This is a genomic window from Brooklawnia cerclae (assembly GCF_011758645.1).
Classification (GTDB): domain Bacteria; phylum Actinomycetota; class Actinomycetes; order Propionibacteriales; family Propionibacteriaceae; genus Brooklawnia; species Brooklawnia cerclae.
In genome coordinates this window covers 2,054,835-2,066,507 of sequence record NZ_JAAMOZ010000001.1, presented here as the reverse complement: position 1 = coordinate 2,066,507, position 11,673 = coordinate 2,054,835, and the positions used below count along the sequence as shown (strand labels likewise).

The window sequence follows — 11,673 nt, the reverse complement described above, 5'->3', positions numbered from 1 at the left end:
AGAGGAGGGCAGATGAGCAACACGATCGAGCGGCCACAGACCATCGAGCGTCAGGAGATCACCGTCGAGGAGCTCGAAGACCGCGCATACGAGCTGAAGGAGAAGCTGCTGCGGCTCTGTGGGTCGTACGAGGGCTCCGTCCATATCGGCGGCGACCTGTCGGTGGCCGACATCCTGACAGCGCTCTTCCAGTACGGGATGCGGGTCGATCCCTCGGACATCGGCAATCCGGGACGCGACCGGTTCATCCTGAGCAAGGGTCACGCCGCGGTCTGCATGTACATCGCCATGGCCATCCGGGGATTCTTCGACTACGACGAGATCGTCCGCACCTACGGCAAACTCGGGAGCGCCTTCGGGATGCACCCCTGCAAGGTGCAACTGCCCGGTGTCGAAGCGTCCACCGGGTCGTTGGGGCACGGCTTGCCGATCGCGGTCGGGCTGGCCCTGCATGCCCGGCAGGCCGGGCTGGACCACCGCGTCTTCGTCCTCATGGGTGACGGCGAGACGGGTGAGGGCAGCGTCTGGGAGGGCGCGATCGTCGGCCGCAGCCGTGAACTCGGCAACCTCGTGGCCTTCGTCGATCGCAACCGTCAGCTGATGACCAGTTTCTCCGAGGACCGCATCGTCCTCGAACCGTATGCCGACAAATGGCGCGCATTCGGCTGGAACGTCATCGAGGTCGACGGCCACGACATGAGTGCGCTGGTGCAGGCCATCGACTCCCTGCCTGCGACGGACTCCGATCGGCCGACCGCGGTGATCTGCCGGACCGTCAAGGGCAACGGCGTCGACTTCATGGAACGCAACCTGGGCTGGCACGCCGGCTCGCTCGGTGCGGCCGACCTCGAGCGAGCCCTGGTCTCGCTGAGCAAGAGCAGGAAGGAGAAGTGAGCAATGCCTGAGACCTCCAACTTCGATGTGGTCATCTCGTCGCGGTCGGTCACGGGGCAGACCCTTGCCGAACTGGGCGAGGAGAACCCGAACCTGTGGGCGATCACCCCGGACATCAGTGCGACGCTGGTGGAGTTCCGTGAGAAGTTCCCCGAGCGGTTCGTGGACGTCGGACTGGCCGAACAAACCGCTGTGGGCGTGGCCTCGGGGCTGGCCTACGAGGGCAACATCTGTGTGGTGTCGGGCATGCTGCCCTTCTTGAGCATGCGGGCGCTCGAACAGATCCGTACCGATGTCTGTTACCCGAATCTCCCCGTGCGCATCATCGGCACGCACGGCGGGCTGCAGGGAAACGGCGGCTCCACCCACTACGCCGTCGAGGACCTGGGGCTGATGTGCTCCCTGGTGAACATGACGGTCGTGTCCATCAGCGACCCCATGATGGTCAGGGAGATCCTGCAGCAGTCGATGTCGCTGCCCGGGCCGCTGTACGTCCGGACCGGCGTCGGGAAGAAGGACACCGTCATCTACGACTTCGACGAGCGCAGCATTCAGATCGGCAAGGGCATCGTCGCTCGTGACGGCACGGACATCACGCTCTTCTGCCACGGAGAGATGGTCGTCCAGGCGATCCAGGCGGCCGAGGCGGTGGCCGAGGAAGGCATCTCGGTGCGCGTGGTCGACATGTTCACCCTCAAGCCGATCGATGCCGATCTCGTCAAGCAGTGCGCAGGCGAGACGAATCGCTTCCTCGTCCTGGAGGATCACCTGATGGCGAGCGGTCTCGCCCAGTGCATCTCGAACGTGCTCGCCGACGAGATGATCCACCTCGACTGGTTCAAGCGGCTCGGCATCCCTCAGGTCTTCGCGGGGTTCGGCGAGGACAAGGAACTGCGTGAGAAGTACGGCTACGGCCTGCAGGACACGATCTCGGCGCTCCGCGAAGCGGCGGCCCATTAGCGAACAACGACAGTCGGATGGTGGACGGGGCTGTGCTCCGATCCACCGTCCGGCGGAAGGAACGTGACGATGAACAGTCCCGAAATCGCATGCGGAGTCAATGTCTACTGCTCCGGCCCGGACGCGCCCGATCTGCCCGCCGCCCTCGACGACATGGCCGGGGTGGGGTACTCGCACATCGCGTTGTCCCCGTTCTCCAAGGACGACCTCGACGTGGCCGCGCTCAAAAAGGCCCTCGCCGACTCCGGGGTACGCCCCATTCCCATGTCGGGCCAGGCACCGGACGCCAACGTCTCCTCACCGGACGAGGCGGTCAGGGCGAAAGGCCTGGACCTGCTCAAATCTTCCATCGACCTCGCCCATGAACTGGGCGCCGACCAACTCAACGGCGTGGTCTACGCGCTCTTCGGCGACCACCAGGAGCCCTTCTCCGCGGAGCGCATCGCCGAGTCCGCGCGGCTGGTGGGTCAGGCCGCGGACTACGCCAAGGGCGCCGGGATCCGGATGACCTTCGAGGTCGTGAACCGGTACGAGACCTCGATGCTCAACACCGCGGTTCAGGCGATCGACTACGTCCGGCAATCCGGCTCCGACAACCTCTTCGTCCATCTCGACAGCTATCACATGGGTATCGAGGAGGCCGACATCCCCGCGGCCGTCCGCAGTGCGTTGCCCGTGCTCGGCTACCTGGAACTCGGCCAGTCGGGACGCGGCTCGCTGCTCACCGGGTCCGTCGACATCCGGGGGGCGGTGCAGGCGGCGAAGGACGCCGGGTACACGGGCCGGTTCGGTCTGGAGGCGTTCACCCGGCAGTTGTTGCCCGCGGGCGGTGCCAACGGCCTGGCCATCTGGCGGCAGACCTACACCGATCCCCACGCGCTGGCCGCCGAGGCCGTCGACATCGTCCGCTCGGTCTACGCCGGGCAGTGACCGTCTCGTCCCCACAACGCATCCCACTTATTAGGAGTTCAAGGACAATGAACGACGAAATTGACCGTTTTTCCATGGACTATTTCCGGTTGGACGGCAAAGTCGCCGTCGTCACCGGTGCGAACATGGGCCTGGGAATGGCATACGCGGCGGCTTTCGCGAAAGCGGGCGCCGACCTGTACATTCCGCATTTCACCGGCGACGTCGCCGAGATCACCGAGATCGTGGAATCCGCAGGGCGGAAAGTCGCATTCCTACAGGGTGATCTCACCGATTCGAGTTACATGGATCGTGTCGTCTCCGATTGCCTGTCGACCTACGGACGCATCGACATCCTCGTGAACAACGCCGGAATGAGCAAGTTCGGTGACTTCGATACGTACGCGGACGAGGACTACAGGCGCTGCATCGAGCTCGATCTGAACGTGTCCTACTTCCTCGGCAGGCGCGCCGCTCTGGTGATGAAGAAGCAGGGCGGCGGGAAGATCATCAATATCGGGTCGGCGCTGTCGTTCACGGCGGACAAGCGTTGTCCTCCCTACACGACGGCCAAGCACGGCATCATCGGCCTGACCCGGGTCTTCGCGAACGAACTCGGGCAGTACAACATTCAGGCCAATGCGATCTGCCCGGGATTCCTGGCCACCGAGGTGAATCGCGAGCTCCGGGAGGACCCGGCGTTCTACAACAAGATCACCGATCGCATTCCGGCCGGGCGATGGGGGCGGCTCGACGACCTCATGGGAGCCGCTGTCTTCCTCGCGAGCCAGGCGTCCGACTACGTCAACGGGTGGACGATCAACCTGGACGGCGGGTTCACCACGACAGTCTGAGCGGACGCGTTCGGCGTCTGTCCCGATGGGACACGCCCGAAGGCTCCTGTTCGGCGCGATGAGCCGTGTGGGGCACATCGCGCACCGTGGCGGCTCGGCGGATCGGTTGGACGATCGTCCGCCGGGCCGTCCGGCGTGAGGCCGGAGGCGAGGGGGCCGCTCATCGGGTACAGTGGTGCCGCCACCGCGTCAGCGGGCGTGCGGACGTAGCTCAATGGTAGAGCCCCAGTCTTCCAAACTGGCTACGCGGGTTCGATTCCCGTCGTCCGCTCCACAGTGAACCGGGGTGTGTGATCGCATACCCGATTTGGCCCGCCTTCGGCGATGATCGCTAGAATCAAACGGTTAGCGCAGGCGCCCGTGTGCGTTCTGCCCCGATCAGCCAGGAGAACCCGTGCCCAGCACCCTCGAGCAGTTGAGCCCGACTCGCGTCAAGCTCACCATCGATTTGCCCTTCGACGATCTGACGCCGGCCATCGACAAGGCCTACCAGGAGATCGCCAGTCAGGTGAACATCCCAGGCTTCCGCAAGGGTAAGGTGCCGCCGCGGTTGATCGATCAGCGTTTCGGACGCGGTGCCGTCCTGCAGGAGGCCATCAACACGGTGCTCCCGCAGGCCTACGGTGCGGCCGTCCAGGAGCATGACCTGCGTCCCCTCATGCAACCGAGCGTCGACGTCACCGAGTTGAACGACGGCACCAACGTGATCTTCACGGCCGAAGTCGACGTTCGTCCCGACTTCGAGGTGCCGGACGCCTCCGCGATCAGCGTCGAGGTGCCGGTCGTCAAGGTCACCGACGCCGAGGTAGACGAGCGCGTTCAGTTGCTGCGTGAGCGCTTCGGGACGCTCACGGAGGTCGAGCGCGCGGCCGAGACCGGCGACGTCGTGACCATCGACCTGACCGGTCGCCAGGAGGGCAAGGTGCTGGACGACGCCGAGTCCAGTGGCGTCCAGTACAAGATCGGTGCGGGCGGTTTCGTCGAGGGCCTGGACGACGCCGTCGTGGGCATGAAGGCCGGGGAGACCAAGACCTTCACCTCCACTCTGGTGGGTGGGCGCTACAAGGACCAGGAGGCCGAGATCGAGGTCACGGTCTCCAAGGTCCAGCAGCAGGATCTGCCTGATGTGGACGATGACTTCGCTCAGTTGGTGAGCGAGTTCGACACGGCCGAGGAGATGCTCGCCGACCTGCGTGACAACCTCGTGCGGCTCGCACGCCTCGATCAGGCCAATCAGGCCCGCGAGAACGTGCTGAGGGCGCTCGTGTCGCAGACCGAGTTCGAGCTTCCGGAAGCTCTCATCACGGCCGAGCAGGATGCCCGCCGTCAGGAGATCGAGGGACAGCTGTCCCGCGCCGGCCTGACGATCGAGCAGTACCTCGCCGACAGCGACGAGGAGGCCGACACCCCCGAGGCGTTCTGGGACGACATCAACGAGCGCGTGGTCGAGAGCCTGCGGTCGCAGATCATTCTCGACAAGCTGGCCGAGGAATCCGACATCGAGGTCAACCAGCAGGAGCTCACCGAACTGATCTTCGCGAAGGCGCAGCAGAACGGCACCTCGCCGGAGCAGGAGATCCAGCACATGATGGATCACGACCACGCGGCCGAGTGGATGGGGGAGGTGCGACGCGGGAAGGCCCTCGGGCAGATCGTCGCCGCGGCCACCGTCACCGACGCCGAGGGCAGCGTCCTCGATCTCGAGCATCTGAACTCCGACGGAACGTTGTCCGACCCCTCCGACGAGACGGAGGAGGAGCCCGCCGAGGAAGAACTGCCCACCACCGAGGAGAACCCGGCGGTCGACGAGCCGACCGAGGAGTCTCCTGCCGTCGAGGATCCCGATGAGGAGGCCCCGGCGAAGTCCGAGGACTGATTCGTTTCGCAACGGCGCTCTCGTCCACCCGGACGGGGGCGCCGTTGCCGTACACAGCCGCGAGGCACCACGGTCGGCGGCCCTCATGTACTAGGCTTCTGCGCGTCCGCTCTCTGGTTGGAGGATCCCTATGGCGATGGACCAAGCCGGCGCCCATCCGGCGGATGCGTCGCCCGCCCGGGCGGGAACCCGGTTCAACTCGATCGTCATCGGCGTCGCGGGCACGCTGGTCGCGTTGATCGCGATGAGGCAGTTCGCCGATCTGATCGGCCCGCTGTTCCTCGCCCTGAACCTCATGATCACCGCCTACCCGGTGCACACATGGCTCGTCCGCAAGGGAACCCCCAGCTGGCTCTCCGCGGTGGCCGTGGCCCTGACGGTGTTCGCCGTGCTCATCGCGATGGTGGTCGGGTTCATCTGGGCGGTCAACGAGATGGTCGGGCTGCTCACGGACTACGGTGACGAGTTCAACAAGCTGTACGAGCAGGTCCTGGCGCTGGCCGCCCAGTTCGACTTCAACACGGACGCCATAGGCGGCCTCGTGGGCAGCATCGACCCCAACAGCATCCTCGGCGCCGCGTCGTCGCTGCTGTCGGGGGCCTCGGGGCTGGTCGCGATGCTGGGTGTCGTCATCGCCGCGCTGGTGTTCATGGCGATGGACACCCCGGGCATGGAGGCCCGCATGCGCCGCCTGGCGTCCAACCGCGCGAGCATCGCCCATGCCATGGGGATCTTCGCGGCAGGAGTCCGGCGATACTGGCTCGTCACAACCATCTTCGGCATCATCGTCGCGATCCTCGACGGCATCGCCCTGGCTATCATGGGTGTGCCGTTGGCCGTGGTGTGGGCGCTGTTCAGCTTCCTCACCAATTACATCCCGAACATCGGCTTCGTCGTCGGCCTGGTTCCTCCCGCGCTCGTCGCGCTGTTCGCCAAGGGCTGGCAGGCGGCTGTGCTGGTGATCGTCATCTATTCCGTGCTGAACTTCGTCGTCCAGTCGATCATCCAGCCTCGCTTCACCGGGGAGTCCGTCGGCGTGACGCCCACGGTGTCGTTCATCTCGCTGTTGTTGTGGACAGGGGTCATCGGTGGCATGGGCACGCTGCTGGCGCTGCCTCTGACGCTCCTGGTCAAGGCGCTCGTCATCGACGTCGACCCGCGTACTCGATGGGTCAACGCCCTCATCGCGAGCGATCCCGCGGACGCGGATGAACCGCACGAGACCTGAGACCCGAGGACGCAACATGGGCAGGACGATGAAGGATCCCGAACTCGACGGTCCTGACGCCCCGGATCTGCTACGGCGCGTCCGCCTGGACAACGATGCCGTCGTCCCGCCCGATGCGCAGGGCCCCGGCGCCACGGCGATCGACCGGCGCATCGTCCGGGCAGCGCGGCCGGGGGCGACCGGGCTGGAACTGCTCGCCGAGCAGCGGGCCTGGAACATGGCGTACAGTGCCGACCCCGCCGCGGTGCCGCAGGGACCGCACCTGGGCCAGTCACCACAACTGCCGCGGCTCGTGGTCATCCTGCTGGCGATGGTCGGTCTGGCCGGTGGCCTGTGGCTGCTGCGCACGCTGTCATGGCTGATCGCGCCGATGTTCTTCGCGCTCAACCTGGTCATCGTCGTCTACCCGGTGCAGACCTTCCTGCGCCGCCGGGGCTGCCCCAAGGCCCTGGCCATCGCTCTCACCGGGCTGACGCTCGTCGCGGTGCTGACAGTCCTCATACTGGTCTCGGTCTGGGCCGTCAGCGAGATGATCGGGACGACGCAGCAGTACATACCCGAGATGACCCTGTTGTACGACTCCGCGCTGGACTGGCTGGTGAGCAGGGGAGTGGAGGCGGACCCGATCGCGGCCATGCTGTCGGCGATCAGCCCGTCGAGCCTGCTCGGGGCGTTGCCGGGCGTGTTCTCCAGCTTCTCCAGCCTGATAGCGGTGATCGGGGTGGTGCTGTCCGCGGTCATCATGATGATGCTGGACGTGCCGAGTTGGGGACGCAGGGTCGCGGCCGCGGGATCGACGCACCCGCGTGCGGTCGCCGCGATGAGGGAGTTCAGCCTCGGCGTGCGGCGCTACTGGCTCGTGTCGACCTTGTTCGGCGCCATCATGGCGACCCTCAACTACATCCAGTTGGCGATCCTCGGGGTCCCTCTTCCGCTGGTGTGGGCATTGCTCACGTGGCTCATGACCTACGTGCCGAGCGTCGGCTTCTTCTTCTCGCTCATCCCACCGCTGGTGGTGGCACTGGTCGCGAACGGCTGGCAGACGGCGGCCTGGTTGCTCGCCGTCTACTTCGTCACCACATGGATCGTCCAGGGCATCCTGCAGCCCAAGTTCACCGGCAACGCGGTCGGGGTCAACGCGACGGTCGCGCTCCTCTCGCTGTTGCTGTGGGCCTGGGTCTTCGGCCCGCTCGGCGCGCTCATCGCGCTTCCGTGCACCCTGTTCGTCAAGGCGTTGTTGGTGGACGCGGACCCGAAGGCGCGCTGGGTGAACTCCTTGCTGGCGAGCGAACCCGACGTGCGGGGCGCCGCCGGGCAGAGTTGAGTCGCACGGCGGGCCAAGCCGCGAGCGAACACGGGCGATACCCTTCGTATTTCCTGCCTCAGCCGGGTAGGTTCGTGGTGTGAATCCAGACATGACAACCTTGCGCGCTGCGGCTGCCGCCGCAGCCTCGCCGGCGGGCCTGACTGACAATGTCTACCAGTCCCTGCTGGTGAATCGGATCGTCTTCCTCGGCTCCGAGGTGCGCGATGAGAATGCCAATGCCATCTGCGCACAGATGCTCCTGCTCAACGCCGAGGACCCGAATAAGGACATCTACCTGTACATCAACTCCCCCGGCGGTTCGGTCGACTCCGGCATGGCGATCTACGACACCATGCAGTGGATCAGCAACGACGTCGCGACGGTGGCGATGGGCCTGGCGGCGTCCATGGGACAGTTCCTCCTGTGTGGTGGCGCGAAGGGCAAGCGGTACGCCCTCCCGCACGCCCGAATCCTCATGCACCAGCCCTCGGGTGGCCTCGGCGGCACGGCCTCCGACATCGCCATCCAGGCGGAGCAGTCGATGCACCTGAAGAAGCAGATGGCCGGGCTGATCGCCCACCACACGGGCCAGAAGGTGGAGCAGATCGAGAAAGACTCCGATCGTGACCGTTGGTTCACGGCGCAGGAGGCTCTCGAGTACGGCTTCATCGACCACGTGTTCGAGCGTGCGTCCCAGATCAGCACTCCCGACGCGCCCAACCAGTGAGGACGACAGCCATGATTCCGACCATGATCCCGGGCACCAACCTGCCCACCGCGCCCCAGGGCATCACCCCCCACGACACGCGGATGGACTACATCATCCCCCAGTGGGAGGAGCGCACCAGCTACGGCGTGCGCCGGATCGACCCCTACACCAAGCTGTTCGAGGATCGCATCATCTTCCTCGGCACCCCGATCACCGATGACATCGCGAACGCCGTGATGGCCCAGTTGCTCGTCCTGCAGTCGATGGACGCCGACCGCAAGGTGTCGATCTACCTGAACTCCCCGGGTGGCTCCTTCACCGCGCTGACCGCCATCTACGACACGATGCGCTACATCAAGCCCGAGGTGGAGACCATCTGCCTCGGTCAGGCCGCATCGGCCGCCGCCGTGATCCTCGCGGCGGGGACGAAGGGCAAGCGTCTCGCTCTGCCGAACTCGCGGATCCTGATCCACCAGCCGGCGATCTCCGGCGAGGGCTCGTACGGCCAGTCGTCCGACCTCGAGATCCAGGCCAACGAGATCATGCGCATCCGCACCCAGATGGAGCAGATGCTGGCCGACAACACCGGACAGCCGGTGGAGAAGGTCAGCCACGATGTCGAACGTGACAAGTACCTGACCGCGGCTGAGGCCGTGGAGTACGGGATCATCGACGATATCCTGACCTCGTTGTCGGATACTCGGAAGTAAGCGGCGACAACCGCGCAAACGCCGGGTGGTCTCAACCCCAATCCCTCCATAGGGGGGATATGGTTGAGGCCCCGGCGGTGCACGGGGTGGTGCGCCGACCGGGCACCAGACAGCCACCATTTTCGGCGGAGGAGGAACAATGGCTCGCATCGGTGAGAGCGGTGACCTGTTCAAGTGCTCCTTCTGCGGGAAGAGCCAGAAACAGGTCAAGAAACTGATTGCCGGTCCCGGCGTCTACATCTGCGATGAGTGCATCGATCTGTGCAACGAGATCATCGAAGAGGAGTTCAGCGAGACCGGCCCGGTACCGGCGACCACCGAGTTGCCGAAGCCCGCGGAGATCAGGGCCTTTCTCGACGAGTACATCATCGGCCAGGACTCGGCGAAGAAGGCGTTGTCCGTCGCGGTGTACAACCACTACAAGCGGATCTCCGCCCAGCCCTCGTCGTCGGGACGACACCAGAACGCTGACGAGGTCGAACTGGCCAAGTCGAACATCCTGCTGATCGGGCCGACCGGTTGCGGCAAGACGTACCTGGCACAGACGCTCGCGCGCATGCTCAACGTCCCCTTCGCCATGGCCGACGCCACCGCGTTGACCGAGGCCGGTTACGTGGGCGAGGACGTCGAGAACATACTGCTCAAGCTCATCCAGGCGGCCGACTTCGACGTCAAGAAGGCCGAGACCGGAATCATCTACATCGACGAGATCGACAAGGTGGCCCGCAAGTCGGAGAACCCGTCGATCACACGCGACGTCTCGGGTGAGGGCGTGCAACAGGCGCTGCTCAAGATCCTCGAGGGCACGGTGGCCTCGGTGCCGCCGCAGGGGGGACGCAAGCATCCCCACCAGGAGTTCATCCAGATCGACACGACCAACGTGCTGTTCATCGTGGGCGGTGCGTTCGCGGGTCTGGAGGAGATCATCGACGCACGGGTCGGGCAGCGTCCGCTCGGGTTCACCTCAAGCCCCGAGGTGCGCCGGGGACGAGGGCTCGATGCGTTCGCCGGCGTCCGCCCCGAGGATCTGCAGAAGTACGGGTTGATCCCCGAGTTCATCGGACGCCTGCCGATGATCGCCACGGTGCCCAAGCTGGACGAACCCGCGCTGGAGCGGATCCTCGTCGAGCCGCGCAACGCCCTGGTGAAGCAGTTCCGCAAGCTGTTCGACCTGGACGGCGTCCGCCTGGAGTTCACGGACGCAGCGGTCAGGGCGATCGCCGAGAAGGCCTTGGAGCGCGGGATCGGAGCTCGTGGGCTTCGGGCGATCCTGGAGGAACTGCTGCTGGACGCCATGTACGACGTGCCGGGCAGGTCGGAGGTCGGCCAGGTCGTGGTGACTCCCGAGGCCGTCAGAGGCGAGGCACCCCCACTGTTCATCACCCGCAAGGAGATGGCCGAACGCACCGAGCTTTCCGCCTGATCGCGGCATCCGCGTCTCCCGGAGCGTCCACCCAGACCCCAGCTGGACCACCGTTACGGAGAACCTTTCTTGCACGGCTAGCATGAGGGGTCAGGAGGCGCGACGATGACCACACGGAGCAGTGCGGACGAGTACGCGCACGCGATCCAGGAGATCCTGAGCCGCACCTATGAGGCCACCTCCGTCGACGGGGCGGTGACGGTGATGTCGGTGGGGGAGGCGAGGGTGACCTCGGCGAGCATCGAGGCCGTGGCCGATCCCGTCGGCGAGTTGTCGCAGTCGGCGACGGATGCTGTCCAGCGGAGCCTGAGACAGGCTCGTGCCGAGACCCGCCGGGCACTCGCCGACCTGCCCGGGCTCAATCCCCAACTCCGCGCGTTGTTGTTGGGGGGCCAGTGACGTCCACCGTGATCGACGGCAGGTGGCCCAACGAGGACGCGAGCCCGGCAACGGAGTTCAGCGCCAGTAGCGACGACGGTCTGGTACGGGCCACGGTGTCCGCGCACCTGGACGTGCTGCGTGTGGTGGTGGCGGAGGAGTGTGTGCACGAGGAGGCCGAGACGGGCATCGTCCAGGCCGTCAACCGCGCGCTCGAAAAGGCCGAGGGCATGCCGGTCGACGACCTCATACGGGCCAGGGACACGCGTGTGGCGGAGTTCAACGCGGTGCTCGACGGGCTGGAGGACGATGTCGCGCGGACGAGGACGAGCCTGGGCCGGCCCCAGCGCCGAAGACGGCGTCGGAATTGGCCGCACGGCCTCGGACGGGGCACGTCACAGTAGACGCCTGTCGGACGAAGCGGAG

12 protein-coding genes and 1 tRNA gene are annotated in these 11,673 nt (G+C 65.8%); all 13 read left to right on the top strand.

Going from position 1 to position 11,673, the window contains the following annotated elements; genetic code table 11:
• Positions 1–12 precede the first annotated feature (12 nt).
• On the top strand, positions 13–894 hold the full coding sequence (locus FB473_RS09490) for a transketolase (RefSeq protein ID WP_167166783.1): 882 nt from the start codon (positions 13–15) through the stop codon (positions 892–894).
• A gap of 3 nt (positions 895–897) precedes the next feature.
• Positions 898–1,854, top strand: a complete 957-nt coding sequence (locus tag FB473_RS09485) for a transketolase family protein (protein WP_167166781.1) — start codon at positions 898–900, stop codon at positions 1,852–1,854.
• A 69-nt stretch (positions 1,855–1,923) separates the two neighbouring features.
• Entirely contained in the window at positions 1,924–2,784 is an 861-nt protein-coding gene (locus tag FB473_RS09480; RefSeq protein ID WP_167166779.1) for a sugar phosphate isomerase/epimerase family protein, read from the top strand.
• Between the two features lie 47 nt (positions 2,785–2,831).
• On the top strand, positions 2,832–3,617 hold the full coding sequence (locus FB473_RS09475; protein WP_167166777.1) for an SDR family oxidoreductase: 786 nt from the start codon (positions 2,832–2,834) through the stop codon (positions 3,615–3,617).
• Positions 3,618–3,817: 200 nt separating this feature from the next.
• Positions 3,818–3,891, top strand: a tRNA-Gly gene (locus FB473_RS09470).
• A gap of 120 nt (positions 3,892–4,011) precedes the next feature.
• Positions 4,012–5,493, top strand: coding sequence for a trigger factor (tig, locus tag FB473_RS09465; RefSeq protein ID WP_167166775.1), 1,482 nt, complete (start codon positions 4,012–4,014; stop codon positions 5,491–5,493).
• 130 nt (positions 5,494–5,623) lie between these two features.
• Positions 5,624–6,721 carry an AI-2E family transporter gene (locus FB473_RS09460; protein ID WP_167166773.1) on the top strand — a complete coding sequence of 366 codons (1,098 nt, stop codon included), beginning with the start codon at positions 5,624–5,626 and terminating at the stop codon, positions 6,719–6,721.
• Positions 6,722–6,737: 16 nt separating this feature from the next.
• A complete protein-coding gene (locus tag FB473_RS09455; RefSeq protein WP_167166771.1) occupies positions 6,738–8,045 on the top strand; it encodes an AI-2E family transporter in 1,308 nt (435 codons plus the stop codon).
• A gap of 91 nt (positions 8,046–8,136) precedes the next feature.
• On the top strand, positions 8,137–8,754 hold the full coding sequence (locus FB473_RS09450) for a ClpP family protease (protein WP_167166769.1): 618 nt from the start codon (positions 8,137–8,139) through the stop codon (positions 8,752–8,754).
• 11 nt (positions 8,755–8,765) lie between these two features.
• Positions 8,766–9,446, top strand: a complete 681-nt coding sequence (locus tag FB473_RS09445) for an ATP-dependent Clp protease proteolytic subunit (protein ID WP_208390509.1) — start codon at positions 8,766–8,768, stop codon at positions 9,444–9,446.
• Between the two features lie 139 nt (positions 9,447–9,585).
• Positions 9,586–10,869: an ATP-dependent Clp protease ATP-binding subunit ClpX gene (gene clpX / locus FB473_RS09440; RefSeq protein WP_167166767.1), complete on the top strand. Its 1,284-nt coding sequence runs from the start codon at positions 9,586–9,588 to the stop codon at positions 10,867–10,869.
• Positions 10,870–10,974: 105 nt separating this feature from the next.
• Positions 10,975–11,268, top strand: coding sequence for a YbaB/EbfC family nucleoid-associated protein (locus FB473_RS09435; protein WP_167166765.1), 294 nt, complete (start codon positions 10,975–10,977; stop codon positions 11,266–11,268).
• Positions 11,265–11,651 carry a YbaB/EbfC family nucleoid-associated protein gene (locus FB473_RS09430; RefSeq protein ID WP_167166764.1) on the top strand — a complete coding sequence of 129 codons (387 nt, stop codon included), beginning with the start codon at positions 11,265–11,267 and terminating at the stop codon, positions 11,649–11,651. Before FB473_RS09435 ends, FB473_RS09430 begins: the two co-directional genes overlap by 4 nt.
• Positions 11,652–11,673 lie beyond the last annotated feature (22 nt).